The 24,910-nt window shown below is 65.1% G+C and carries 24 protein-coding genes; 4 read left to right on the forward strand and 20 right to left on the reverse strand.

Annotated elements, in window-relative coordinates; translation table 11 throughout:
• Nucleotides 1-28: 28 nt before the first annotated feature.
• The 20 genes from glmS to rpmH all read right to left on the reverse strand — a co-directional run bounded on the left by glmS (nt 29) and on the right by rpmH (nt 18,437).
• A complete protein-coding gene (glmS, locus tag C936_RS0102060) occupies nt 29-1,879 on the reverse strand; it encodes a glutamine--fructose-6-phosphate transaminase (isomerizing) (protein WP_018139733.1) in 1,851 nt (616 codons plus the stop codon).
• A gap of 33 nt (nt 1,880-1,912) precedes the next feature.
• Nucleotides 1,913-3,292 carry a bifunctional UDP-N-acetylglucosamine diphosphorylase/glucosamine-1-phosphate N-acetyltransferase GlmU gene (gene glmU, locus C936_RS0102065; protein ID WP_081616837.1) on the reverse strand — a complete coding sequence of 460 codons (1,380 nt, stop codon included), beginning with the start codon at nt 3,290-3,292 and terminating at the stop codon, nt 1,913-1,915.
• 70 nt (nt 3,293-3,362) lie between these two features.
• Nucleotides 3,363-3,782: a F0F1 ATP synthase subunit epsilon gene (locus C936_RS0102070; RefSeq protein ID WP_018139735.1), complete on the reverse strand. Its 420-nt coding sequence runs from the start codon at nt 3,780-3,782 to the stop codon at nt 3,363-3,365.
• A 12-nt stretch (nt 3,783-3,794) separates the two neighbouring features.
• Nucleotides 3,795-5,171: a F0F1 ATP synthase subunit beta gene (gene atpD / locus C936_RS0102075; protein WP_012983948.1), complete on the reverse strand. Its 1,377-nt coding sequence runs from the start codon at nt 5,169-5,171 to the stop codon at nt 3,795-3,797.
• A 58-nt stretch (nt 5,172-5,229) separates the two neighbouring features.
• Entirely contained in the window at nt 5,230-6,090 is an 861-nt protein-coding gene (gene atpG, locus C936_RS0102080) for a F0F1 ATP synthase subunit gamma (RefSeq protein ID WP_018139736.1), read from the reverse strand.
• 12 nt (nt 6,091-6,102) lie between these two features.
• Complete coding sequence (gene atpA / locus C936_RS0102085) at nt 6,103-7,644, reverse strand: F0F1 ATP synthase subunit alpha (RefSeq protein ID WP_018139737.1); 1,542 nt, start codon at nt 7,642-7,644, stop codon at nt 6,103-6,105.
• Nucleotides 7,645-7,657: 13 nt separating this feature from the next.
• Nucleotides 7,658-8,194 (reverse strand): F0F1 ATP synthase subunit delta, encoded by a 537-nt coding sequence (locus tag C936_RS0102090; protein ID WP_018649131.1) that lies wholly within the window; start codon nt 8,192-8,194, stop codon nt 7,658-7,660.
• A gap of 9 nt (nt 8,195-8,203) precedes the next feature.
• Complete coding sequence (locus C936_RS0102095) at nt 8,204-8,674, reverse strand: F0F1 ATP synthase subunit B (protein WP_012983952.1); 471 nt, start codon at nt 8,672-8,674, stop codon at nt 8,204-8,206.
• A gap of 53 nt (nt 8,675-8,727) precedes the next feature.
• The gene (gene atpE, locus C936_RS0102100) at nt 8,728-8,964 is read right to left on the reverse strand and encodes a F0F1 ATP synthase subunit C (RefSeq protein WP_012983953.1); all 237 of its coding nucleotides are present in this window, start codon (nt 8,962-8,964) and stop codon (nt 8,728-8,730) included.
• 51 nt (nt 8,965-9,015) lie between these two features.
• A complete protein-coding gene (gene atpB, locus C936_RS0102105; RefSeq protein ID WP_018139738.1) occupies nt 9,016-9,858 on the reverse strand; it encodes a F0F1 ATP synthase subunit A in 843 nt (280 codons plus the stop codon).
• Between the two features lie 31 nt (nt 9,859-9,889).
• Nucleotides 9,890-10,276, reverse strand: a complete 387-nt coding sequence (locus C936_RS0102110) for an ATP synthase subunit I (RefSeq protein WP_012983955.1) — start codon at nt 10,274-10,276, stop codon at nt 9,890-9,892.
• A gap of 132 nt (nt 10,277-10,408) precedes the next feature.
• On the reverse strand, nt 10,409-11,251 hold the full coding sequence (locus C936_RS0102115; protein ID WP_018139739.1) for a ParB/RepB/Spo0J family partition protein: 843 nt from the start codon (nt 11,249-11,251) through the stop codon (nt 10,409-10,411).
• A 28-nt stretch (nt 11,252-11,279) separates the two neighbouring features.
• The gene (locus C936_RS0102120) at nt 11,280-12,035 is read right to left on the reverse strand and encodes a ParA family protein (protein WP_018139740.1); all 756 of its coding nucleotides are present in this window, start codon (nt 12,033-12,035) and stop codon (nt 11,280-11,282) included.
• Entirely contained in the window at nt 12,032-12,661 is a 630-nt protein-coding gene (gene rsmG / locus C936_RS0102125; RefSeq protein ID WP_018139741.1) for a 16S rRNA (guanine(527)-N(7))-methyltransferase RsmG, read from the reverse strand. Before rsmG ends, C936_RS0102120 begins: the two co-directional genes overlap by 4 nt.
• A complete protein-coding gene (gene mnmG, locus C936_RS0102130; RefSeq protein WP_012983959.1) occupies nt 12,651-14,525 on the reverse strand; it encodes a tRNA uridine-5-carboxymethylaminomethyl(34) synthesis enzyme MnmG in 1,875 nt (624 codons plus the stop codon). Before mnmG ends, rsmG begins: the two co-directional genes overlap by 11 nt.
• A gap of 111 nt (nt 14,526-14,636) precedes the next feature.
• Nucleotides 14,637-15,950, reverse strand: a complete 1,314-nt coding sequence (gene mnmE, locus C936_RS0102135) for a tRNA uridine-5-carboxymethylaminomethyl(34) synthesis GTPase MnmE (RefSeq protein WP_018139743.1) — start codon at nt 15,948-15,950, stop codon at nt 14,637-14,639.
• Between the two features lie 7 nt (nt 15,951-15,957).
• The gene (gene yidC / locus C936_RS0102140; RefSeq protein WP_018649132.1) at nt 15,958-17,661 is read right to left on the reverse strand and encodes a membrane protein insertase YidC; all 1,704 of its coding nucleotides are present in this window, start codon (nt 17,659-17,661) and stop codon (nt 15,958-15,960) included.
• 8 nt (nt 17,662-17,669) lie between these two features.
• Nucleotides 17,670-17,927, reverse strand: a complete 258-nt coding sequence (gene yidD / locus C936_RS14465) for a membrane protein insertion efficiency factor YidD (protein WP_018649133.1) — start codon at nt 17,925-17,927, stop codon at nt 17,670-17,672.
• Nucleotides 17,924-18,274, reverse strand: coding sequence for a ribonuclease P protein component (gene rnpA / locus C936_RS0102150; protein WP_018175067.1), 351 nt, complete (start codon nt 18,272-18,274; stop codon nt 17,924-17,926). The genes yidD and rnpA overlap by 4 nt, the downstream gene beginning before the upstream one ends.
• 22 nt (nt 18,275-18,296) lie before the next feature.
• On the reverse strand, nt 18,297-18,437 hold the full coding sequence (gene rpmH / locus C936_RS0102155) for a 50S ribosomal protein L34 (protein ID WP_012983964.1): 141 nt from the start codon (nt 18,435-18,437) through the stop codon (nt 18,297-18,299).
• Between the two features lie 151 nt (nt 18,438-18,588).
• Between rpmH and dnaA the strand changes: the two genes are divergently transcribed.
• From dnaA to gyrB, 4 genes are all read left to right on the forward strand, one after another.
• Nucleotides 18,589-19,956 (forward strand): chromosomal replication initiator protein DnaA, encoded by a 1,368-nt coding sequence (gene dnaA, locus C936_RS0102160; RefSeq protein WP_012981417.1) that lies wholly within the window; start codon nt 18,589-18,591, stop codon nt 19,954-19,956.
• Between the two features lie 252 nt (nt 19,957-20,208).
• Nucleotides 20,209-21,312: a DNA polymerase III subunit beta gene (dnaN, locus tag C936_RS0102165; protein WP_018175068.1), complete on the forward strand. Its 1,104-nt coding sequence runs from the start codon at nt 20,209-20,211 to the stop codon at nt 21,310-21,312.
• 23 nt (nt 21,313-21,335) lie between these two features.
• Nucleotides 21,336-22,409, forward strand: a complete 1,074-nt coding sequence (locus C936_RS0102170; protein WP_081601234.1) for a DNA replication/repair protein RecF — start codon at nt 21,336-21,338, stop codon at nt 22,407-22,409.
• Nucleotides 22,410-22,475: 66 nt separating this feature from the next.
• Nucleotides 22,476-24,908: a DNA topoisomerase (ATP-hydrolyzing) subunit B gene (gyrB, locus tag C936_RS0102175; protein WP_018649134.1), complete on the forward strand. Its 2,433-nt coding sequence runs from the start codon at nt 22,476-22,478 to the stop codon at nt 24,906-24,908.
• Nucleotides 24,909-24,910 lie beyond the last annotated feature (2 nt).

Genomic DNA, 24,910 nt, shown 5'->3' on the forward strand with positions numbered 1-24,910 from the left:
AAACTCCGGGAGTACCGCGTGCAAGGGGCTATTCCACGGTCACCGATTTCGCCAGATTGCGCGGCTGATCAACGTCCGTGCCCTTGAGCACCGCCGTATGGTAGGCCAGCAACTGCAACGGCACGGTCAGCAGGATCGGCGCCAGCCAGGGGCTCAGCGGCTCGCTCTGCGGCAGGCCGATCCAGATGTCCTCCGGGGCCAGGGTACGCGCCGCACTGGACTCGCCAATCACGATCAGCTGCCCGCCCCGGGCGCGCACCTCCTGGAGGTTGCTGGAGAGTTTCTCCAGCTGCGCGTCGTCGGGGGCCACGGCGACTACCGGCATCTCGGTGTCCACGAGCGCGAGCGGTCCGTGCTTCAGCTCGCCCGAGGGATACGCCTCGGCATGGATGTAGGAGATCTCCTTCAGCTTGAGCGCGCCCTCCAGGGCGATCGGGAAGTGCGCCCCGCGCCCGAGGAACAGGGCGTGGTGCCGCTCCATCAGATCCTCGGCGACGCGCGCAATCGGGTTGTCCAGGGCCAGGATGCGCGCCACCTGATCGGGGAGGCTGCGCAGGGCCGTCACCGCAGCGACGCGTTCCTCGGCGGTCATACGGGCGGCCGTAGCGGTCTGGCCCAGCAGGAGTACGAGGGTGGCGAGGGCGGCCAGCTGGGTCGTGAACGCCTTGGTCGAGGCGACGCCGATCTCGGGTCCGGCATGGGTCATCAGGACCAGATCGGCAGCCCGCGCCATGGTGCTCTCGGGGACATTGCAAATGGCCAGACGGGCCAGGAACGGCTCGTCCTGGGACTGGCGCAGCACCGCGAGGGTATCGGCGGTCTCCCCCGACTGGGAGATCACCACCAGCAGCGTGGCCGGGGCCAGCACGTGACGGCGATACCGGTATTCGCTTGCCACATCGACGCGGGCGGGCAGGCCCAGGTGCTCCTCGATCCAGTGGGCGGCCACCATTCCGGCGTGATAGCTGGTGCCGCAGGCCACGATTTGCACGGCGCTGACCTCGGCCAGGCGCTCGCTGGTACCGGGCCCGAGGATGTTTTCCAGGACGGCGTCCTCGCCCAGACGGCCGGACAGGGTCTCCGCCAGTGCGTGCGGTTGCTCGTAGATCTCCTTGAGCATGAAGTGGCGATACTCGCCACGATCGGCAACGCTTGCCTGGCAGCGGGTCTCGCGGACACTGCGCTCGACCGCCTGGCCGTGCAGGTCCTGGACCTCCACGCCCTTGCGCGTCAGGCGGGCGATATCTCCGTCCTCGAGGTCGACGAATCGCTGGGTCACCGGCAGCAGGGCCTGGACGTCCGAGGCGGCAAAGAACTCGCCGATTCCGAGCCCGAGGATCAGGGGGCTTCCGAAACGCGCGACGATCAGCTCGTCGGGATAGTCGGCAAAGACCGCCGCGATGGCATAGGCCCCTTCAAGGTCGGCACAGGCGCGGCGCATGGACTCGAGGGGCGAGGCCCCGTCGACCAGGGCCTGCTCGATCCGGTGGGCAATGACCTCGCTGTCGGTTGCCGACACGCAGTGCCAGCCGGCAGCGGCCAGCTCGTCTCGCAGCCGGGCATGGTTTTCGATAATGCCGTTATGGACGATGGCGACCCGGCCGTCACGGGAACGGTGGGGGTGGGCATTCACCTCGGTGGGCGGCCCGTGGGTGGCCCAGCGCGTATGGGCGATTCCCACCGGCCCTTGCAGGCCGGCCGCGTCGATCTGTTCCTCCAGGGTGGCCACCTTGCCGACCGCACGGACGTCGCGTAACGCGCGGTCCTCGATGACGGCTATACCGGCGGAGTCGTACCCGCGGTATTCCAGTCGATGCAGACCCTCGACGAAGATCGGGACCAGGTTGCGCTCACCAATACCTGCCAGCAGACCGCACATGCAAACTCCTTATGTCGAGTCGGACTTTTGTGTCTAGTCGGACTTCTTCTTGGGGCGCGGCCAGTCCTGGATAACGCGCGGGCGTGCACGGGTCAGCGCCAGCGCACGCGGGTCGACATCGTCGGACAAGGTCGAGCCCGCCCCCACCGTCGCGTCATCGCCGATGCGGATGGGCGCCACCAGGGCCGTGTTGGAGCCGATGAACGCTCGCTCGCCGATCTCGGTGCGATGCTTGTTGGCACCATCATAGTTGCAGGTAATCGTCCCTGCGCCCAGATTGGCGCCGGCCCCGACGCTGGCATCCCCGACGTAGGTCAGGTGGTTCGCCTTCGCGCCCGGACCCAGCGTGGCGTTCTTGATCTCGACAAAGTTGCCGACGCGGGCACCGGGGCCGAGCTCGGTCCCCGGGCGCAGACGGGCGAACGGCCCAACATTGGCCCCCTCGCCGATTCTTACACCTTCCAGGACACTGTGTGCCGCGACCTGCGTGCCGGATCCAATCTCGCAATCGCGCAACACGCAGCCGGGGCCAATATAGACATCGTCCGCCAGCGTCACCGTGCCCTCGATCACGACGTTCACGTCGATCGAACAGTCGTGTCCGAATTTCAGGACGCCGCGCACATCCAGGCGGGCGGGGTCCGCCACTGCGAGACCATCCCGCATCATCCGGGAGCACTGCTCCGCCTGGTGCAGGCGCTCCTGGACGGCCAGCTGCTCGCGGTCGTTCACACCCAGCACGGCGACGGGATCGGAACTGCGCACGACATCGATCACCCGTCCTTGACCTCGTGCCACGGCCACAATGTCGGTCAGATACCACTCGCGCGGCCCTGCCGGATCGGGCTCGCAGGAAGCTAGCCAACCACGCAAGTCCCCGGCCGGTGCGGCGAGCACGCCGGTATTGATCAGGTCGACCGCACGTTCCCCGCTGGTGGCCTCCTTGTGCTCGACGATCCGCTCCAGCTGGCCCGCGGCATCGAGGATCAGGCGACCGTATCCGGTGGGGTCGGGAACCTGAGCGGCCAGGACGGTTACGCCAGTGCCTCGAGCACAGGCCTCCAGGTCCGCGACCGGGATCCGCGGGACGTCCCCATAGGTCACCAGGACACGCGCATGGTCGGGGATGTGCTGCAGGGCCTGATGAACCGCATGCCCGGTCCCCCGCGGCTCGCCCTGGTCGATCCAGTCAAGTGCGGGGACGTGCTCGGCAAATGCGGCTCGCACACGTTCCTGTTCGTGGCTCACCACGACGTGGAGCGCGTCGGCTTCCAGCGGCGCCACGCGTTGGAGGACATGGTCCAGCAGGGGGCGTCCGGCTAGAGATTGCAGGACCTTGGGGAGGCGCGACCGCATGCGCGTCCCCTTGCCGGCCGCGAGGACCGCGATATGAAGGGGTGTCGTCTCAGGCATGGGTGCAATCATAAAGGGCCAACCGAATCGGTTGGCCCTTGGGGTCGGTCATTCGTCGCAGTTTGCCGGATTATTTCCGGCGCAACTTCTGGATCATCTGCAGGCGGGCGGCGGCCTCCACGAGTTCCGCCTGCGCCTTGGCGTAGTCGAAATCGGCCTTGGAGTTCTCCAGGGCCTCCTCCGCACGTTTCTTCGCCTCCAGGGCCTCGGCCTCGTCGAGATCCTTGGCCCGCACCGCCGTATCCGCCAGGACCGTCACATGATACGGCTGGACCTCGAGGATACCGCCCGAGACGAACACCGGCTGCGGATCGGCGCCTTCCTTTTCCAGGATGCGCAGCTCGCCCGGGTTCAGGCGCGCCAGCATCTGGGTGTGGCCCGCATAGACACCGACCTCGCCACCCTCGGCCGGGGCCGCGATCATCAGCGCGGTCCCGGAGTAGATGGACTCCTCGGCACTGACCACATCCACGTGCATCGTCATGGGCATGTTGCTCACTCCTTAGCCGAGCTTCTCGGCCTTCTCGACGGCTTCCTCGATGGTGCCGACCATGTAGAAGGCCTGTTCGGGCAGATGGTCATACTCGCCAGCCACGATGGCCTTGAACGCGCGGATGGTGTCCTTCAGAGACACGTACTTGCCCGGCGCCCCGGTGAACACCTCGGCCACGAAGAACGGCTGCGACAGGTAGCGCTGGATCTTTCGCGCACGGGCCACGACCAGCTTGTCGTCTTCCGACAGCTCGTCCATGCCGAGGATCGCGATGATGTCCTTCAGCTCCTTGTAACGCTGCAGAGTGTTCTGCACCGCACGGGCGGTGTCGTAGTGTTCCTGCCCGATGATCTGCGGGTCCAGCTGGCGCGAGGTCGAGTCCAGCGGATCCACGGCCGGGTAGATCCCCAGCTCGGCGATCTGGCGCGAGAGCACGACGGTCGCATCCAGGTGCGCAAAGGTCGTGGCCGGCGACGGGTCGGTCAAGTCATCCGCCGGCACGTAGACCGCCTGGATGGAGGTGATCGAGCCCTTCTTGGTCGAGGTGATGCGCTCCTGCAGCACACCCATCTCTTCCGCCAGGGTCGGCTGGTAGCCCACCGCGGACGGCATACGCCCCAGCAGCGCGGAGACCTCGGTCCCGGCCAGGGTGTAACGGTAGATGTTGTCGATGAACATCAGCACGTCGCGGCCTTCGTCACGGAAGAACTCGGCCATCGTCAGGCCGGTCAGCGCGACACGCAGGCGGTTACCCGGCGGCTCGTTCATCTGGCCGTAAACCAGGGCCACCTTGTCGAGGACGTTGGAGTCCTTCATCTCGTGGTAGAAGTCGTTCCCTTCACGGGTACGCTCGCCCACACCGGCGAACACGGAGTAACCGGAATGCTCGATCGCGATGTTGCGGATCAGCTCCATCATGTTCACGGTCTTGCCCACGCCGGCACCGCCGAACAGGCCGACCTTGCCGCCCTTCGCGAACGGGCACAGGAGATCGATCACCTTGATTCCGGTTTCCAGCAGCTCGGTGGAGCCCGCCTGCTCGTCGAAGGTCGGGGCGGCACGGTGGATCGACCAGGTTTCCTGGGCCTCCACGTCGCCGGCGTTGTCCACCGGGCGGCCGAGCACGTCCATCACGCGGCCCAGGGTCCCCTTGCCGACCGGCACGGAGATCGGCTTGCCAGTCGCGGTGACCGGGGTCTGACGCTTCACACCCTCTGTGGTCCCCATGGCGATCGTGCGCACGACGCCGTCACCCAGCTGCTGCTGGACTTCCAGGGTCAGGCCGTTTTCCAGGGTCAGGGCGTCGTAGACCTTGGGCACTTCGCCGTGGGGGAACTCCACGTCCACGACGGCGCCGATGATTTCGACAATTTTTCCGGAACTCATTTGTTCATCCTCGTAAGTCGTAATTCGTGCCGAGCCGATCGATTCGTGCCGGCGGGCGCTAGACCGCAGCCGCGCCGCTGACGATCTCGGAGATCTCCTGGGTGATCGCGGCCTGGCGCGCCTTGTTGTAGACGAGCTGCAGGTCCTTGATCATCGTGCCGGCGTTGTCGGAGGCCGACTTCATCGCGACCATGCGCGCGGCCATTTCGCAGGCCACGTTCTCGACCACCGCCTGGTAGATCAGCGACTCGACATAGCGCTCGAGCAGGGTATCCATCACCGGAACCGTATCGGGCTCGTAGATGTAGTCCCAGTGATGCTTCAGAGACTCGTCCTTGCTCGGCGCGGTCGGCAGAAGCTGGGTCGCCTCCGGCTGCTGGGTCATCGTGTTGACGAACTTGTTCTCCAGCAGCACGACGCGGTCGACCTTGCCATCGCGGAAGTTGTCCAGCACCACCTTGATGGAGCCAATCAGGTCCGTGATGTGCGGGCGATCACCCAGATCGCGCGCCTCGGCCACGATGTTGCCACCCAGGCGCTTGAAGAACTGCAGCGCCTTGTTGCCGACGACGCACAGGTCCACCTCGACGCCCTCTTCGCGGTAACGCCGCATCTCGCCGACGGCCTTCTTGAACAGGTTGGTGTTCAACCCGCCGCATAGGCCACGATCGGTCGAGACGATGATCAGCGCCACACGCTTCACTTCGCGCTCGACCATGAACGGATGCTTGTACTCCGCGTTGGCCATCGCGACGTGACCGATCACGTCGTGGATCTTCTGGGCGTAAGGCCGGGACTCTTCCATGCGGTCCTGGGCCTTGCGCATCTTGGACGCTGCGACCATCTCCATGGCCTTGGTGATCTTCTGAGTATTCTGGATACTCTTGATCTGCGTCCGGATCTCCTTAGTGCCCGCCATTGCGTGCTCCCGTTACCAGCTGTGCTTGGCCTTGAACTCTTCCAGGGCCTTCTTCAGCTTTTCCTGGATGGAGTCGTTGTAGTCGCCAGAGCTGTTGATTTCGTCCAGGAGCTCCTTCTGCGAGGAACGCGCGTAGGCCATCAGTTCCTTTTCGAAGCTCACGACCTTGTCCGCCTCGACGTCATCGAGGTAGCCCTCGTTGGCGGCGTACAGCGAGAACGCCATCTCGCCGATGGACATTGGCTGGTACTGGCCCTGCTTCATCAGTTCGGTGACGCGCTTGCCGCGGTCAAGCTGCTTGCGGGTCAGCTCGTCGAGATCGGAGGCGAACTGCGAGAACGCCGCCAGTTCACGGTACTGCGCCAGCGCCAGACGCACACCACCACCAAGCTTCTTGATGATCTTGGTCTGCGCGGCCCCACCGACTCGGGAGACCGACAGACCAGCGTTGATCGCCGGGCGGATGCCCGAGTTGAACAGGTCGGTCTCGAGGAAGATCTGGCCGTCGGTGATCGAGATCACGTTGGTCGGCACGAACGCGGACACGTCGCCCGCCTGGGTCTCGATGATCGGCAGCGCGGTCAGCGAGCCGGTCTGGCCCTTCACTTCGCCGTTGGTCATCTGCTCGACGTAGTCGGCGTTCACGCGGGAGGCGCGCTCCAGCAGGCGCGAGTGCAGATAGAAGACGTCACCCGGATAGGCTTCGCGGCCCGGCGGACGACGCAGTAGCAGCGACACCTGACGGTAGGCCCAGGCCTGCTTGGTCAGATCGTCGTAGACGATCAGGGCGTCTTCACCACGATCGCGGAAGTACTCGCCCATCGCGCAGCCGGCGTACGGGGCGATGAACTGCATCGCGGCCGACTCGGAGGCGTTGGCGGCCACAATGATGGTGTTATCCATCGCACCGGCCTCTTCCAGCTTGGCCACCACAGAGGCAACCGACGAGGCCTTCTGACCCACGGCGACGTAGATACACTTAACGCCGGAGTCCTTCTGGTTGATGATCGCGTCGATCGCCACCGCGGTCTTACCGGTCTGGCGGTCACCGATGATCAGCTCGCGCTGGCCACGGCCCACGGGGACCATCGCGTCGATCGCCTTGATGCCGGACTGCAGCGGCTGGTCAACCGACTGCCGGTCGATAACACCGGGGGCAATCTTCTCGATCGGGCTGGAGACTCCGGTTTCCACAGGACCCTTGCCGTCGATCGGGCGGCCGAGGGAGTCGACCACGCGGCCCAGCAGGCCCTCGCCCACCGGCACCTCAAGGATGCGACCGGTGCACTTGGCGGTATCGCCTTCTTTAATGTGCTTGTAGTCACCCAGGATCACGACGCCGACAGAGTCACGCTCGAGGTTGAGCGCCATGCCGAAGGTGTCGCCGGGGAACTCGATCATTTCGCCCTGCATGACATCGCCAAGGCCGTGCACGCGAGCGATACCGTCGGTCAGGCTGACCACGGAGCCCTCGTTGGCGGCCTCGGAGGAGGCATCGAATTTCTCGATGCGCTGTTTGATCAGATCACTGATCTCGGAGGGATTCAGTTGCATGTTAAATATCCTCTTAGCGACTCAAATTGGCAGCCAGGCGGTTCAGCTGGCCTCGCACGGAGCCGTCGATTACCAGGTCGCCGGCGCGGATGATGGCCCCGCCGAGCAGGGAGCTGTCGACTGAACACTCGAGATCGACTTCGCAGCCCAGGCCTTTGGCCAGGGCATCGTGGATCTCTTTCTCCTGCGCCTGCGTGAGCTTGCGGAAGGCGATTACGTCGGCGTGGACGCGCTTTTCGGCCTCGGCCTTCATCGCGGAGAACGCGTCGTAGACGGCGGGCAGCGCGGGCAGGCGACCATTTTCGGCCAGCAGCCGAACCAGGTTGCCGGCCTCGGGGCCGACCTTGTCGCCGGCCACGTCCAGCACGAGCTGCGCGCGATCGGCACGCGGGAGCCGCGGGTTGGAGAGGAGACTGTGCATCTGCGGGTCGGCGGCGATGGCCGCCAGCAACTCGAGCTGCTCGGCCCAGCCAGCGAGATCGTTTTTCTCCTGGGCCCGCTCGAAAGCGGCGCGGGCGTAGGGTCGGGCGACCGAAATCAGGTCTGACATAACGTCTCCTTAGAGCTTGGCCGCGAGCTTCTTCAGCAGATCGCCGTGGGCCTTGGCATCGATCTCCTTGGCCAGGATCTGCTCGGCACCGGCAACCGCCAGCTGGGAGACCTGCTTGCGCAGTTCTTCCTTCGCACGGTTGATCTCCTGCTCAATCTCGGAGTGCGCCTGTTCCTTGATACGCTCGCCTTCCTCGCGCGCGGTGGTCTTGCTTTCCTCGACCAGCTCTGTCGCACGCTTCTGCGCAGAGGCCATGATCTCGTTGGCCTGCTGCTTGGCCTCCTTGATCACCGCGGTCGCGCGCTCCTGGGCGAGCTCCTGTTCCTTTTCGCCACGCTCGGCGGCGGCCAGGCCGTCCGCAATCTTCTTGCGGCGCTCTTCCAGGGCGGCGGACATGGGCGGCCAAACGTAGCGCATCGTGAACCACACGAATACGGCAAACGCCAGGAGCTGGCCGATGATGGTCAGATTGATATTCATCCTGCTACCTCAGGTTGACGAGTGGAGGGGACCTCGGGACTCGCTCAGCCTTGTTAACCCAGGGCGAACAGAACGTACAGGCCGATACCCACGCCGATCATCGGCACGGCGTCGGTCAGACCCATCACGATAAAGAACTGAGTACGCAGCATCGGGATCAGTTCCGGCTGACGCGCGGCGCCTTCCAGGAAGCGACCACCCAGGGTACCCACGCCGATGGCGGCGCCGACAGCGGCCAGACCCAGAAGCAGAGAGCCAGCCAGGACGATCAGAGCGTTAGCCATTTCCATTTTTGTATCTCCAGTCGAGTGTTGAAACGGTCAGTTTGAAGGTGAATCGAATCAGTGGTCTTCGCTGTACGCCATGTCCAGATAGACGACGGTCAGCACCATGAAGATGAAGGCCTGCAGCGGCACCACGAGAATGTGGAAGATCGCCCAGCCGACATGCAGCACACCACCGGCCAGACCCAGGATCAGGCCCGCGGAGTACATAACGCCGATCAGGATGAAGATCATCTCCGCCGCGTACAGGTTGCCGAACAGTCGCAGGGCGAGCGATGCGGGCTTGGCCAGCAGGTTGATGAACTCCAGCGCGAAGTTGATCACCCAGAAGATCGGCTTCAGGAACACGATGTTGGTCTGGAACGGGATGCCCGTCAGTTCCTTGATAAAGCCCACCGGGCCCTTGATCTTCAGCGAGTAGTAGATGATCAGGACGAACACGCCCAGCGCCAGACCCGCGGTCACGTTGATGTCCGTGGTCGGCACGATCTTGAAGTAGGGGATACCCAGCAGATAGGCGATGTGCGGCAGCAGATCCACCGGCACCAGGTCCATCAGGTTGAGCAGGAAGATCCAGACAAAGATGGTCAGCGCGAGTGGCGCGACCATGTCGTTCTTGTGCTTGAACGAGCCACGGACGTTGTCGTTAACAAAGTCCATCGTCATTTCGACAAAGTTCTGCCAGCCACCCGGGACGCCAGCGGTGACCTTCTTGGCGGCAGCGCGAAACGTGAGGATAAACAGGAGGCCAAGACCAATCGACCACAGCATGGAGTCGACATGGATCGCCCAGAAGCCCATTTCGGCGGCCTGGGTGCTGGTCGTGGCGAAGCTCAACCCGTTCTCGGGGTGGAGCCCAAAGGTGAGGTTCGTGAGATGGTGAGCAATGTGCTCTTCCATCGTGGGCAGTTCGCTTTCTGAAGCCATGCAGTTATCTCGTCATTGCTTGATCAGAAACCCGGTGCAGCCACCAGAGCGGGGCCAGATGCACCAGGAGGAAGATGCCGAACAAAGCCAGCAAGTTCGGCTCGTCCAGGTAAGCGAACGCCACCCCGAATGCCACCGCGATGATTACGAGTCGTCCCAGCTCGGCGCCCATCATTCGCGCCGTGAGCGAGCCCACCTGATCAGAGCGGTAGGCTCGAAACACAACGACCGCGGCCACGGCATTGCCGAGGGTCGCGGTCAAGCCGCCGACCATGGCCGAGATCGCCACGATCGGGGGGAACAGGGCCAGTAGTAGGCCCGACAGTATCAGCGTTAGGGCGAGCTGCAGACCGATCGATTGTAAGGCGTGTCTGAAGCGTCGCGGTGTCATTCAGCGGATGGGCACACCCACCCCTCTCCCAAAAAGTGCGCGCATTATAAGAGCACCCTTCTATTAGGTCAAACCGTTATGGGGTGGCCAAAGGGGCGTGGGGAGAGGCTTTGGGCGAGGCAGACGGGCTTTTTACTGGATGTGTTCGAGGATGCCGTCGAGCTCGTCGAGGCTGTTGTATTCGATGACCAGTCGGCCCTTGCCCTGGCGGTTGTAGCGGACCTGGACGGGGGCCCCGAGGCGATCAGACAGGCGGCTTTCGAGTTGCCGGACCTCTGGCGAGGGGCCGGCCTCCTTGCGCGGCTCCGGCTGCGCCGAGAGGACCTTCTTGACCAGTTGCTCGGTGGCGCGGACGGTCATGTCACGCTTGACGACCGTCGCGGCCACCCCCGGCTGGTCGTCCAGCGGCAGGGCCAGCAGAGAGCGGGCATGGCCCATCTCCAGCCGGCCCTCGTTCACATGTTCCTTGACCACGTCGTGCAACTCCAGCAGACGCAGCAGGTTGGTGACGGAGGTGCGCGAACGGCCGACCGCATCCGCCGCCGCCTGATGGGTCATCTCGAATTCGTCGATCAGGCGCCGGATGGCCTGCGCCTCTTCCAGCGGGTTCAGGTCCTCGCGCTGGATGTTCTCGATCAGCGACATCGCGGCCGCGGCCTGATCGGGGATGTCGCGCACCACCGCCGGCACGCTCTCCAGCCCCGCAATTTGGGCGGCTCGCCAGCGGCGTTCGCCAGCAATCAGTTCGAAGCCGCCCTCGACCCGGCGCACGACAACCGGCTGAACAATGCCCTGGGCACGAATCGACTCGGCCAGCTCCGCGAGCGCGGGCTCGGACATGTGCACGCGCGGCTGATACTGACCGCGGCGGATCTGTTCGATCGGCAGCTGCGCCAGGGAGTCACTCTCGTTGCCGCCGCTTTGTGCCCCCGACAGGAGGGCATCGAGCCCGCGGCCCAGTCCACGTTTTGCCATCGTTTCAGTCCTGCTCGTGTATGCGGGATCAGCGGCGCAGCATCTCGCCGGCCAGCGCGAGGTAGGCCACCGCCCCGCGCGAGGAGGCATCATACAACAAGGCCGGCTGACCAAAGCTGGGGGCCTCGGCCAGGCGGATGTTGCGCGGGATCACAGTCCGGAACACGCGTTCGCCGAAGTGCCCGGTGAGCTGGTCGGAGACGTCACCGGACAGCCGGTTGCGCGGGTCAAACATTGTGCGCAGCAACCCGGCGATGCGCAGCTGCGGGTTGGGCCCCTTCTGGATGCTCTCGATCGTGCGCATCAGCGCGGTCAGGCCCTCGAGCGCGTAGTACTCGCACTGCATCGGGATCACGACCCCGTCGGCGGCCACCAGCCCGTTGACCGTCAACAGGTTCAGCGACGGCGGGCAGTCGATCAGGATGTGGTCGTAGTCGGCGGCCACCGGGCCCAGGGCGTCGCGCAGCCGATATTCGCGTCGCTCCTGATCCATCAGGCGCACCTCGGCCACGGTCAGGTCCCCGTTCGCCGGCACCAGATCGAAACCGCCCTCCACACGGTGAGCGGCCTCCGGAACCGTGGCCTGGCCCAGCAGCACCTCGCAGGAGGTCGGGTCGTCGGCGTGCTTGTCCACGCCGGAACCGGTGGTGGCATTCCCCTGTGGGTCCAGGTCCACGACCAGCACGCGCTTGCCCAGCCGGGCGAGCGAGGCGGCGAGATTCACGCAGGTCGTGGTCTTGCCCACCCCGCCCTTCTGATTGGTGATGGCCAGCGTATCGGTCACGTCTCGGCTCTCTCGATAATGGCGATGTGCCGCTGGGCGGCCTCGCCGGGAATGGTAACCGGGTCCACAGCCCGGTACGACCACGGGGCGGGCAGCGGCGCGTCCGCCACCGAGCGCTGCCCGAGCATGGCCAGCACCCGCCCGCCCGTGGCCACCTGCGGTGCGACGCGCGCGACCATGTCCGCCGGTGCCTTGAATGCCCGCGCCAGGACCGTGGTGTAGGGCGCGGCGGGTCCGAAATCCTCGATCCGCATATGCACGGCCTCGACCCGGGTCAGCCCGGCCAGCCCGATCACGTTGCGCAGGAAGCGGATGCGCTTGGCCGCGCTGTCCAGCAGGCAGAAATCGCGCTCGCGCTCGCAGGCAGCCAGTATGAAGCCCGGCAGGCCGGCGCCCGTCCCGACATCCAGGATGCGGTCCCCGTGAAGATACGGGCGCAGGGTCAGGCTGTCGAGGATGTGCCGGGGGATCCACTGCGCGGGGTCGCGCACGGCGGTCAGATTGTGCACCCGGTTCCAGCGCCCGAGCTGCTCGAGATAGATCGCCAGGGCCTCGATGGCGGCTGCGTCCAGCGCCCACTCGTCGGCGACGGCGCCCAGGGCCGCCCGCCAGTCGTTACTCGCCACTGGCGCGCTGCTTCAGGTGAACAGCCAGAGCCGAAAGCGCGGCCGGGGTCACGCCCGGGATGCGCTGGGCCTGACCCAGCGTGTGCGGACGGAATTCGGCGAGTTTCTGGCGGATCTCGTTGGACAGACCATGCACCCGCGCGTAGTCGAGGTTGTCCGGCAGCGCCGTCTGATCGGCCTTCGCCTGGCGCGCGACCTCGGCCTGCTGGCGTTCGATGTACCCGGCGTATCTGGCCTGAATCTCGGCCTGCTCGCGCACGTCCGGCGTGCAGCCCGCATCCAGTTCCGGGAGTGCCTGCATCAGGGCGTCATAGTCGGCCTCCGGTCGGCGCAGCAGGTCGAGCAGTGTGGCATCCGGCTCCGGGGCCTTGCCGAGGAGCTCGACCAGGGCCGGGCGGCTGCGCTGATCCCGGTCCGGTCGCGTCTGTGCAAGCCTGCTCATTTCCGACTCGATCGCGGCGGCGCGGCGCTCGAACCGTGCCCAGCGGGCATCGTCGACCAGGCCATGTTCGCGCCCGACCGGGGTCAGGCGCAGATCCGCGTTGTCTTCGCGCAACAGCAGCCGGTACTCGGCGCGCGACGTGAACATGCGGTAGGGCTCCTGCGTGCCGCGGGTGACCAGGTCGTCGATCAGCACACCGATATAGGCCTCGGAACGCTGCGGGATCCAGGGTTCGGCGTCCCGGGTCAGGCGGGCGGCATTCAGTCCGGCGACCAGGCCCTGGGCGGCGGCCTCTTCGTATCCGGTGGTGCCGTTGATCTGCCCGGCGAAGAACAGATTGGCCACCTCCCGCGTGGCCAGCGATGGGCGCAGGCCGCGCGGGTCGAAGTAGTCGTACTCGATCGCGTAGCCCGGACGGGTAATGCGCGCGTGCTCGAAGCCCTCGATGCTCTGCACCAGCGGCACCTGGATCGCATAGGGCAGGGAGGTGGAGATGCCGTTTGGGTAGAGCTCGTGGGTGGTCAGCCCCTCCGGCTCGACGAAGACCTGGTGGCTGGTCTTGTCGGCAAAGCGCACGACCTTGTCCTCGATCGAGGGGCAGTACCGCGGTCCGGTGCTGTCGATCTGGCCGGAGTACATCGGCGCCTGATCGAGGTTGGCGCGGATCAGGTCATGGGTCCGCTCGCTCGTACGCGCGATATGACAGGGGCGCTGTTCCGGGTGGTCGCCGGGCGAGCCGGTGAACGAGAACACCGGGCGCGGGTCATCGCCCGGCTGCACCTCGAGGCGCGAGAAGTCGACACTGCGCCCGTCGATGCGCGGCGGGGTGCCGGTCTTCAGGCGCCCGACCGCAAAGGCCATATCGCGCAGGCGCGCGGCCAGGCGCACGCTCGGCGGATCGCCCGCCCGCCCGCCCGGCTGCTGGGTCAGCCCGGTATGCATCTGGCCGTTGAGGAAGGTCCCCACCGTCAGCACGACGGCGCGAGCCGTAAACGCAAGGCCCGCCTCGGTGACCACACCGGTCACGCGATCGCCCTCCATGGTGATGTCGGCCACCGGCTGCTGGAAGATCTGCAGATTCGGTTCGGCCTCCACGAACTGGCGGATGGCCTGGCGGTAGAGCTGCCGGTCGGACTGGGCGCGGGTCGCGCGCACCGCCGGACCCTTGCGCCTATTGAGGATGCGGAAATGGATGCCGGCGGCATCCGCCGCGCGCGCCATCACGCCCCCCAGGGCATCGATCTCCTTGACCAGGTGGCCCTTGCCAATGCCGCCGATCGCCGGATTGCAGCTCATCTGGCCAATGGTCTCGATGTTATGGGTCAGCAGCAGCGTGCGCGCACCCGCGCGTGCCGCGGCCAGAGCGGCCTCGGTGCCGGCGTGTCCGCCGCCAATCACGATGACATCAAATTCTTCTGCCATGACCTCTTGAAACCCGGCCGCTGGGCGGCCCGAAAAAGTAAAATCAGCAGTTTAGCAGGAGTGGCGGTGGCGTCGAAGCGGCCGCATGGGGATCCATGTTTCCCTACGCCATCACTTGCCGATGCAGAAACCGGCGAAGATCTCGCCGAGCAGGGCCTCGTGGTCCTGGCGACCCAGCAGGGCGTCCAGCGCCGCCTCGGCCAGGCGCAGCTCCTCGGCGATCAGGTCGGGCGCGGCGCTGGCCTCGATGCGGCCCAGATGCAGCGCCGCCAGGCGCAGGCCATCGAGGTGGCGCGCACGCACGCTGAAGCGCTGCTGCCCGCCCTCGCTGGCACCCAGCCGCTCGACGATGGCCTGCTTGAGTTCATCAATGCCCGCACCGGTGCGCGCCGAGATGACGATCCCCTCTGTAGATCGGGAATCCGCGACGCAATCCTGCTTGTTCCAGACCGTGAGCCGCGGGATCTCGGGCGGGGCCTCCAGCTCGGGGACGGCCTCCGGCCGGGTCAGATCCCGAAGGTCCAGGATCAGGTCGGCCCCGGTCGCAGCCTCGCGGGCGCGCTGCATCCCGATCTTTTCCACAGGGTCGTCGCTGGCGTGCAGCCCGGCGGTGTCGATCAGTTCCACCGGGATCCCGTGGATGGCGATCGGCGAGCGCAGTACGTCCCGGGTGGTCCCGGGGCGGTCGGTGACGATCGCCACCTCGCTCTCGGCCAGTCGATTCATCAGGCTGGACTTGCCGACATTGGGGGCACCGACCAGGGCCAGACGCAGGCCCTGGGCGAAATAGCGGGCCGGGCGCAGGCGCTCGAGGAGCGCGAGGATGGTCGTGTGCAGGACCTCCGCCCGCCGGGCGATGTCCGGGGCGGCCTCGGATTCGAGGTCAGTCTCGCCGAAGTCGATCTCGGCCTCGATGACCACGCGCATGTCGCGGATGGCCCGGGAGACCGGCTCCAGCTCGGCGGCCAGCGCCCCGTCGAGGCTGGAGCGGGCCAGGCGCGCGGCCTGGGCCGTCTGGGCATGGATCAGATCGGCGACGGCCTCGGCCTGCGCGAGGTCGAGGCGGCCGTTCAGAAAGGCCTGTTCGGTGAATTCGCCCGGCCGCGCGCGGCGCGCACCGAGGCCGACCGCCGCCGCGACGAGCGCCTCCAGGAGCACCGGGCTGCCGTGGCCTTGCAGTTCGACCACGTCTTCACCGGTATACGAATGGGGCGCGGGGAAATAGAGGATCAGGCCATCGTCGATGGTCTCGCCGCTGGCCGGATCAGTGAGGCGGCCGTAATGAGCTTGGCGTGGTCGCAGGCGGTCGCGCCCGGTCAGGCGCCGTGCGATCACCAGCGACTGGGGGCCCGACAGACGGACCACGCCAATGCCGCCGACCCCCGGCGGGGTGGCGACCGCGACGATGGTATCCGCCACGGTCACGGCCCGGTCAGCTCTTCTGCTTGTCCGGGTCCTCGCCGCCCTCGATCTTGCGCGTGATGTACCACTGCTGGGCGATGGAGAACAGGTTGTTGGTGAACCAGTACAGCACCAGGCCCGCCGGGAAGAAGGCGAAGAAGATCGTGAACACGAATGGCAGCGCCATGAAGATCTTCTGCTGCACCGGGTCCATCGGCGGCGGGTTCAGCTTGTACTGCACGAACATGGACACGCCCATCAGGATCGGCAGGATGAAGTACGGATCACGCGAGGACAGATCCTGGATCCACAGCCACCAGGGGGCCTGACGCAGTTCCACGCTCTCCAGCAGCACCCAGTACAGGGCGATGAACACCGGGATCTGCACCAGGATCGGGAGACAGCCACCCAGCGGGTTGATCTTCTCCTTCTTGTACAACTCCATCAGCGCCTGGTTCATGCGCTGCTTGTCGTCCTTGTAGCGTTCCTTCAGGGCCTGCAGCTTGGGCGCAACCTTGCGCATGCGCGCCATCGAGCGATAGCTAGTGGCGGACAGCTTGAAGAACGCGAGCTTGATCAGGATGGTGAGCAGCACGATCGACCAGCCCCAGTTGCCGACGACGCTGTGGATCAGATCCAGCAGCCAGAACAGCGGCTTGGCCAGGAAGGTGAACATCCCGTAGTCGACGGTCAGTTCCAGGCCCTGGGCGATCTGGGAAAGCTCGTCCTGGAGCTTCGGTCCAACCCACAGTCGGGTCTGAAGCTGCCCGCTCTCGCCCGGGCGCACGGTCAGGGGCTCGGCCGAGTGCAGGCCGATCAGGTATTCCTCGCCAACCTCGCCAGGCACGGCGCGGGCATACAGCGCGTTCACCTCGTCATCGCCCGGGACCCAGGCAGAGACGAAATAGTGCTGGATCATCGCGACCCAGCCGCCATGCAGGCGTTGCTGGATGGGGTCGTCGGCGAGCGACTCGAAACGCTCCCGCTGGTAACTGCCGTCGAAATACGCGGCCCCCGTGAACGTATACAACCACCAGGACTCGCGGTCCGGGGTCGGCCCGTGGCGCAACTGTCGATACTGGCGCCCACTCCAGGTGGAATCGCCCTGGTTGCGGACCTCGTAACCCACCTCGATCAGATGAGTCCCGCGGGTAAAGGTGTAGGTCTTGATGACCTCGATCTCGCCATCGTCCGAGACCCAGCGCATCGGGACCTGAAGGGTATCGTCGCCCTCGGCCATCTCGAAGTGGTCGCCGTCAACCTCGAAATTGGCGTGGTGCGAGGGGGCCCGCCCCTCCATCGCGCGGTCGTTGACGCGGTCGTGCGTCAGGCCACTCTGAGCCACGTAGCCGCGCACGCGGTGGTCAAACAGGCGAACCGGAACCAGCGGGTCATCCTGCAGATCGCGCGGATACTGCAGCAGGTCTGCGCGCAGGATGGTGCCGCCACGGGTGTCGATCAGCAGCTCGTGCTTGTCGGTGCGGACGGTGAACTGGCGACGATCCGGCTCCTGGATCGGGCTGATCTCGGACACATCCGCGGCGGCACGTGGATCGTCCTCGTCCTCGAACTGGGGCGCGTCGGGGACATCCTCCGGGCGGGCATCGGGATCCTCCGCCTCCTGCTCGGCCGTTTCCGGCTGGGCAGGGGTGCCGTAGTCCTGGTTCCAGGCCTGCCACATCAGGAACAGGACAAAGGCCAGGCTGAGCCACAAAAGGGGACGCAAGTTATCCATGAGCGCGACTATTTCCGGGATCGATGCGAGTGGGCGGACAGATGGGGTTCCGGCACGGGGTCATAGCCCCCGGGGGACCACGGGTGGCAACGCAGAATGCGCCGCAGTCCGAGCCAGAAGCCGCGTGCGACGCCGTGTTTTTCCACCGCCTCGACGGTGTAGGCCGAGCACGTCGGGTAATGCCGGCAATGTGGCGCCATGAACGGGGAGATGCCGTACTGATAGGCCCGAACCGGCAACAGGGCAATCTTGCGTACAAGGGTCATTGCAGGCGATCCAGCAGCGTTTCCATCTCCGAGCGCAGGGCCCGTCGGTCACAGGTGCCCGCACCGGCGCGGGCCAGGACAATCAGGTCCGCAGGTGGCAGCGCCGCGCGGCGTTGGCGGAAGGCCTCGCGCGCGATGCGCTTGACCCGGTTGCGATCCGTAGCGTTGCGCACATGGCGCTTGGCGATCGCGAGCCCCAACCGGGGCTCGCCGCCGCCCTCGCGGGCACGGTACAGCAGCGTCAAATAGCGGCCACGGATCGGACGCGCGTCGGCGAAGACGTGCCGGTAATCAGCACCGACCAGCAAACGCGCCTGGCGCGGGAAGCCCTGCGCCCCGGCGGTCATGATGGCCAGCCGGACAGCGCGATCAGTTGGTCGGGCAGAGACGCTTGCGGCCTTTGGCGCGACGGGCGTTCAGGACCTTGCGACCGCCACGGGTGGCCATGCGGGCACGGAAGCCGTGGGTACGGGCGCGGACAAGCCGACTCGGTTGAAAGGTGCGCTTCATGACGAATCTCGGACAATGGGATAAAGGGCGGAGAAAACTACCGTCAACCGTGCGCGAAGTCAATCAGCGGGCGAGACTTGGCTAGCGCACGGGGTCACCATCGGCGTAGACTCAGGGGCCCCCGAACCCTCGTGATCCCGGAGACCCGCGTGTGACTGCCAATACCCTGTGGACAGCCTGTCTGGATCGCCTGCAGGGTCGTGTGAGTGAGCAGCAGCTGAACACCTGGCTGCGACCCCTGCACGCCGAGGAGGAAGCCGGGGCCTTGCGCCTGCTGGCACCCAACCAGTTTGTCTTCGAACATGTCCGCGACCATCTCCTGAGTTCCATCGAAGAGGCCGTCAGCGAACTGCGCCCCGGCACCGAAGAGACCGATAGGCAACGCGTTCGCCTGGGGATCGGGGGCACGGAGTGGACCGCCGCGGAGCCCGAAGGCTCCGCACCTTCACGGGCACCCGCGAGCGCGCCAGCGCGGCGAGCAGCGGTCCCCAAGGGGCCGGTCAGCAACCTGAACCCGGCCTTCACCTTCGACACCTTCGTCGAGGGCAAATCGAATCAACTGGCGCGCGCGGCCAGTCTGCAGGTGGCCGAAAACCCGGGGGTCGCGTACAACCCGCTGTTCATCTATGGCGGCGTGGGCCTGGGCAAGACCCATCTGATGCACGCGATCGGCAACAGCATCCTGAGCCGGCTGCCGGAAGGCCGGATCATCTACCTGCACTCCGAGCGCTTCGTCGCCGACATGATCAAGGCGCTGCAGCACAACGCGATCGACGACTTCAAGCAGCACTATCGCACGGCCGATGCCCTCCTGATCGACGACATCCAGTTCTTTGCGAACAAGGAACGTTCCCAGGAAGAATTTTTCCATACATTCAACGCGTTGCTTGAAGGTCAGCAGCAGATCATCCTGACCTCGGACCGTTATCCGAAGGAGGTCGAGGGGCTTGAGGAACGGCTGAAATCACGTTTTGGCTGGGGCCTGACCATCGCCATCGAACCCCCGGAGCTGGAGACGCGCGTGGCCATCCTGCAGCGCAAGGCGGAACAGGCCGGGATCGAGTTGCCAACCGAGGTCGCCTTTTTCATGGGCAAGCGCATCCGGTCCAACATCCGGGAGCTGGAGGGGTCGCTTCGCCGGGTCATCGCGAACGCGCATTTCACCGGCAAACCGATCACCCTGGACTTCGCCAAAGAGGCGCTGCGCGACCTGCTCGCCGTCCAGAACAAGCTGATCACCTTGGAGAACATCCAGAAGACCGTGGCCGATTACTACCGCATCAAGGTGGCGGATCTGCTCTCCACTCGCCGCAGCCGCTCGGTGGCTCGACCGCGCCAGATGGCGATGGCACTCGCGAAGGAACTCACGCAGCACAGCCTGCCGGAGATCGGCCAGGCCTTCGGCGGACGGGACCATACGACGGTCATTCATGCCTGTCGCAAGATCGTCGAGTTGCGCGAGGCGGATGCGAGCCTGGATGAAGACTATGCAAATCTGCTGCGGACCCTGAGCAGCTGACGCTGACGCACATCCCTGCAGGTTGACCGAACAAGCTGTGGATAAGATGGGGGGAAGTCGTGCGCAGTCAGCGTAAATTTTTGGTGCCTGATTTCATCCACAGGATAGACACAGGCGATACAGAGGTTTGAAAGCCGTTTTTTGAATAATAAACGTCGAACAATCAAGAAGTTAAAGGTTTTCCGCACAGGGAGAAGCGGACCTTATTATCATCAGTTTTAAATTACTTAAACCCAATTACAGGACACCGCCATGGAACTCTCTTTCCAGCGCGAAGCGATGACTGACGCCCTGCAACGGATTGTCGGGGCGGCCGAGAAACGTTTGACGATGCCGATCCTCGGCAACGTGCGCTTGCGACCGGATGAACGGGGCGGCATTCGCATGGATACCACCGACCTGGAACTGGCCTGGCAAGGTGAGGCGACGGGAACCATCCCCGGCGAGTGCGACGTGACAGTGTCGGTACGCAAGCTGCTGGATGTGGTAAAGGCGGCACCGGAAGAGAGCGAGATCCGGGCGACGATCGATGGAGAACGGATGTCCGTGGGGTTCGCTGGCTCGCGTTTCAGTCTGGCCACGTTGCCGGGTGCGGATTTCCCTGACTGGGAGAGCAAGAGCTCGGAGTGGACCCTGGACATCCCGCAGAACCGGCTGCGTCGGTTGCTTGAGGCCACGATGTTCTCGATGGCGCAGCAGGACGTTCGCTATTACCTTCAGGGATTGCTGTTGGTAGCCAGTGGTCACAGCCTGCGCGCGGTGGCAACCGACGGGCATCGACTGGCACTGGCCGAGGCCGAGCTTGACCAGGCGATCGATGGACGGATCGAGAAGATCGTGCCGCGCAAGACGATCGCGGAGCTGCGCCGCAACCTGTCGGACGACGATGTACCAGTTCGCGTCGGGTTCAGTGAGGATCAGGTGCTGTTCGATCTTGGGAATGCGGTGCTGCGCAGCAAGGTGATCGAAGGGCGGTTCCCGGATTACGAGCGCGTGATTCCAGCGGACCTTCCGGCGACCCTGACGGTGGAACGCGAGCGTCTCAAGCAGGCACTGGCACGCGTATCCATCGTCGCGTCGGACAAGTACCGCGGGGTGCGGATGACGCTTGGCGATCAGGGCTGTCAGGTCATGACCCACAACGCGGATCGTGAAGAGGCCCAGGAGTCAGTCGAAGCCGAGTATCAGGGCCCGCCGATGGAGATCGGATTCAACCTCGGATACCTGGTCGATGTCCTCAATGCCATTGAAACCGATCAGGTCCGGATCGGGCTGCGGGACGGGAACTCCTCGATCCTGGTGCAGGCCGATCCTCCGGGTGGCGCGCGTTACGTCGTGATGCCGATGCGCCTGTAGTCGCGACCGGGCGAACAGACGCCGTGCTGGAAGCCCTGTGGTGGAGGGGGGTGCGAAATCTCTCGGAGCAGACGTTCGAGCCGGGCAAAGGTATCAACCGGCTCGTGGGTCCAAATGGCGCAGGCAAGACGTCGGTGCTGGAGGCCTGTCATGTGCTTGCCGCGGGACGATCGTTCCGGACGCCGCAGCTTCGTCGGGTCGTTCGGTCAGGCGAGAAGGGCCTGTGGATCGGGGGGCGGGTGCGTGACCTGCGTGGAGGTGAGCATCGCCTGGGCGTGAGCTGGGAAGGCACACGGCGGTCGCGGGTCGACGGGCGATGGATGGAAGGGCATGCCAGCGTTGCGGAGTGGCTGCCGGTCCGGGTGCTGCATGCGGGATCCTTTGAGCTGCTCACGGGATCGCCGGAGGAACGGCGCCGTTTGCTCGATTGGGGTTGCTTTCATTCCGTGCAGGGGTATCGGTGGCACTGGCAGCAATGGAGGCGGGCGCACGAGCAACGCAACGCCGCTTTGCGCAAGGGCGATCGTCGTGCGGCGCGAGAATTTGAACGCCCGCTAGTCGCCGCCGGTGAGATCATCACGCAGGCGCGACAGGCCTATATCGATCGCTGGGAGAGCAGCACTGCGGAGGCGGCGCGGGCCTTCGGATTTTCGCAGCGCCTGGAAGGCTTCCAGGTGCACCTTCGTGTTGGCTGGGAACGGGATCGTCCGCTCTCGGACGCAATTGCACGCAGCCGGGCCTCGGACGAAGAGAGGGGCTTCGGACAGGTCGGGCCGCAACGCGCAGACATCGACCTCCGCTTTGATGGTCGGGTGGCGGCGGAGGCGTCGCGGGGTGAACAAAAAAGGCTGATCACGGCGTTGACCGGCGGGCAGGCCAGGATGCTCGAACGTGAGGCCGGTAGGGCACCGGTCGTGCTACTGGATGATGTGGTTTCGGAACTGGATGTGGATGCGGTGGAAGGGTTGATGTGCGGCCTCCAGAACTTCGGGTGGCAGGTACTGGTCACCGCAGTCGAGTCGCGTATCCCCGGGCTGGAGGGTGGGCGATCCACGCGATTGTTTCACGTGGAACATGGTGTGGTGACCCCGGACTGAGCCGCGCCCCGGCCCCCGCCTTTGCGTTATACTGCAGTGTCTGTTACCCGCCGGATGCCGTAATCCATGTCCGAATCTGAACCGCTCGACCCCGAAACCTACGATTCTTCCCAGATCCGTGTGCTCAAGGGCCTGGATGCCGTGCGCAAGCGCCCTGGCATGTACATCGGGGATACCGATGACGGGACCGGTCTCCACCACATGGTGTTCGAGGTCGTCGATAACTCGATTGACGAGGCCCTTGCCGGCCATTGCGACACCATCGAGGTCACGATCCACGAAGACAACGCGGTGTCGGTCTCGGATAACGGGCGCGGTATCCCGGTGGATATCCATGAGGAAGAGGGCACGTCCGCCGCAGAAGTGATCCTGACGGTCCTCCACGCCGGCGGTAAGTTCGATAACAACTCCTACAAGGTGTCCGGGGGCCTGCACGGCGTCGGGGTATCGGTCGTGAATGCCCTGTCGGAAGAGCTCCGATTGGAGATCCATCGTGCCGGCCAGCGTCACGAGCAGATCTATCATCTCGGTGTACCTGATGCCCCATTGGCGGTCGCAGGCCCCACCGATCGGACTGGCACCAGGATCTGGTTCCGCCCCAGTGACGAAATCTTCACCGACATCGAATTCCACTACGAGATCCTCGCCAAACGCCTTCGCGAGCTCTCATTCCTGAATTCCGGTGTCCGGATTACCCTGCGCGACCAACGCGACAACCGCGAAGAGACCTTTCTGTTCGAGGGCGGTATTCGTGCGTTTGTCGAGCACCTGAATCAGAAGAAGACGGCGTTGCATCCCACCGTGATCTACGCGAACCAGACACGCGAGGATGACTACGTCGTCGAGGTCGCGCTGCAGTGGAACGACTCCTATCAGGAGAACATCTTCTGCTACACCAATAACATTCCGCAGCGCGATGGCGGCACCCATATGGCCGGTTTCCGCGCGGCGCTCACGCGTACGGTCAATCAGTACCTGGAGAAAGAGGGGCTGATCAAGAAGGCCAAGGTCGCCACCGCCGGGGATGATATGCGTGAGGGCTTGACCGCTGTACTCTCGGTCAAGGTCCCGGACCCGAAGTTTTCATCCCAGACCAAGGACAAGCTGGTCTCCTCAGAGGTCAAGCCGATTGTCGAGAGCGTCTTGTCCGATGCACTGACCAACTTCCTGCTGGAGAACCCTCCCGAGGCCAAGGCGATCACCGACAAGGTTCTCGAGGCGGCGCGTGCGCGCGAGGCGGCGCGCAAGGCGCGCGAGGTGACGCGCCGCAAGGGTGCGCTGGACATCGCCGGCTTGCCCGGCAAGCTGGCCGATTGCCAGGAAAAGGATCCGGCGCATTCGGAACTCTACCTGGTGGAGGGCGACTCAGCGGGCGGTTCTGCCAAACAGGGACGGGATCGGCATTTCCAGGCGATCCTGCCGTTGAAGGGGAAGATCCTCAATGTCGAGCGAGCACGCTTTGATCGCATGCTCGGATCCGCCGAGGTCGGGACCCTGATTACGGCGCTGGGTTGCGGGATCGGGAAGGACGAATACGATCCGGACAAGCTGCGCTACCACCGCATCATCATCATGACCGACGCGGACGTGGACGGATCGCACATCCGCACCCTGCTGCTGACTTTCTTCTTCCGTCAGATGCCCGAGCTGATCGAGCGTGGCCACGTCTATATCGCGCAGCCGCCGCTATACAAGATCAAGCGCGGCAAGCGCGAGCAATACGTCCGCGACGAAGCCGAGATGGGCGAAATCGTGGTCTCGCTTGCCCTGGACGGCGCCGCGCTGCATCCGGGTCCGGACGCCCCGCCCGTCACGGGCGAGGCCTTCGAAGAACTGGTGAAGGGCTACCAGAAGGCCGCCCGCGCGGTCGAGCGGCTCGGACGTCTGTACGACTCGCGCACCCTCTGGGCCATGCTCGAGGCCGACGCGATTCCCGAGCCGCGCAGCGTCACCAACCCAGAAGTTCAAGCCTGGTTCTCGCGCATCCTGGAGTCTATCTCCAGTGATCGCGCCGGTGCTACCCGCTACAGCCTAGGTCCGGTTAACAATGTCGACGGTCACGCCCAGCTGAGCCTGGATCGTCTCGAGCACGGCGCCGCGTTGTCGCAGTACATCACCGACGATACGCTCGCCTCGCGCGATTTTCAGACGATCCTGGACCTCTCTGCCCGCCTCAATGCCCTGCTTGAGTCTGGTGCCTACATCAAGCGAGGCGAACGCGTTCACCGCATCCAGGGCTTTTCCGAGGCCATGGAATGGCTGCTCCAGGAGGGCCGCCGGGGCCTGGCCACCCAGCGTTACAAGGGCCTGGGCGAGATGAATCCGGATCAGCTCTGGGAAACGACGATGAATCCCGAAACCCGTCGCCTGCTCCAAGTCCGGGTAGAGGATGCGATCCGCGCGGACGAAATCTTCACCACCCTGATGGGGGATCAGGTCGAACCGCGCCGGGACTTCATCGAAAGCCGAGCTCTGAGCGCGGAGAACGTTGACGTCTGATC

It is taken from the genome of Thioalkalivibrio sp. ALJ4 (assembly GCF_000377225.1).
Lineage (GTDB): Bacteria > Pseudomonadota > Gammaproteobacteria > Ectothiorhodospirales > Ectothiorhodospiraceae > Thioalkalivibrio.

What these genes read in the sequence shown, in the direction of transcription:
- glmS (WP_018139733.1), bottom strand. Translation starts at nt 1,879, where the DNA reads ATGTGCGGTCTGCTGGCAGGTATTGGTGAGCGCAACCTGGTCCCGATC.
- glmU (WP_081616837.1), bottom strand. Translation starts at nt 3,292, where the DNA reads ATGCCTGAGACGACACCCCTTCATATCGCGGTCCTCGCGGCCGGCAAG.
- C936_RS0102070 (WP_018139735.1), bottom strand. Translation starts at nt 3,782, where the DNA reads ATGCCCATGACGATGCACGTGGATGTGGTCAGTGCCGAGGAGTCCATC.
- atpD (WP_012983948.1), bottom strand. Translation starts at nt 5,171, where the DNA reads ATGAGTTCCGGAAAAATTGTCGAAATCATCGGCGCCGTCGTGGACGTG.
- atpG (WP_018139736.1), bottom strand. Translation starts at nt 6,090, where the DNA reads ATGGCGGGCACTAAGGAGATCCGGACGCAGATCAAGAGTATCCAGAAT.
- atpA (WP_018139737.1), bottom strand. Translation starts at nt 7,644, where the DNA reads ATGCAACTGAATCCCTCCGAGATCAGTGATCTGATCAAACAGCGCATC.
- C936_RS0102090 (WP_018649131.1), bottom strand. Translation starts at nt 8,194, where the DNA reads ATGTCAGACCTGATTTCGGTCGCCCGACCCTACGCCCGCGCCGCTTTC.
- C936_RS0102095 (WP_012983952.1), bottom strand. Translation starts at nt 8,674, where the DNA reads ATGAATATCAATCTGACCATCATCGGCCAGCTCCTGGCGTTTGCCGTA.
- atpE (WP_012983953.1), bottom strand. Translation starts at nt 8,964, where the DNA reads ATGGAAATGGCTAACGCTCTGATCGTCCTGGCTGGCTCTCTGCTTCTG.
- atpB (WP_018139738.1), bottom strand. Translation starts at nt 9,858, where the DNA reads ATGGAAGAGCACATTGCTCACCATCTCACGAACCTCACCTTTGGGCTC.
- C936_RS0102110 (WP_012983955.1), bottom strand. Translation starts at nt 10,276, where the DNA reads ATGACACCGCGACGCTTCAGACACGCCTTACAATCGATCGGTCTGCAG.
- C936_RS0102115 (WP_018139739.1), bottom strand. Translation starts at nt 11,251, where the DNA reads ATGGCAAAACGTGGACTGGGCCGCGGGCTCGATGCCCTCCTGTCGGGG.
- mnmG (WP_012983959.1), bottom strand. Translation starts at nt 14,525, where the DNA reads ATGGCAGAAGAATTTGATGTCATCGTGATTGGCGGCGGACACGCCGGC.
- yidC (WP_018649132.1), bottom strand. Translation starts at nt 17,661, where the DNA reads ATGGATAACTTGCGTCCCCTTTTGTGGCTCAGCCTGGCCTTTGTCCTG.
- yidD (WP_018649133.1), bottom strand. Translation starts at nt 17,927, where the DNA reads ATGACCCTTGTACGCAAGATTGCCCTGTTGCCGGTTCGGGCCTATCAG.
- rnpA (WP_018175067.1), bottom strand. Translation starts at nt 18,274, where the DNA reads ATGACCGCCGGGGCGCAGGGCTTCCCGCGCCAGGCGCGTTTGCTGGTC.
- rpmH (WP_012983964.1), bottom strand. Translation starts at nt 18,437, where the DNA reads ATGAAGCGCACCTTTCAACCGAGTCGGCTTGTCCGCGCCCGTACCCAC.
- dnaN (WP_018175068.1), top strand. Translation starts at nt 20,209, where the DNA reads ATGGAACTCTCTTTCCAGCGCGAAGCGATGACTGACGCCCTGCAACGG.
- gyrB (WP_018649134.1), top strand. Translation starts at nt 22,476, where the DNA reads ATGTCCGAATCTGAACCGCTCGACCCCGAAACCTACGATTCTTCCCAG.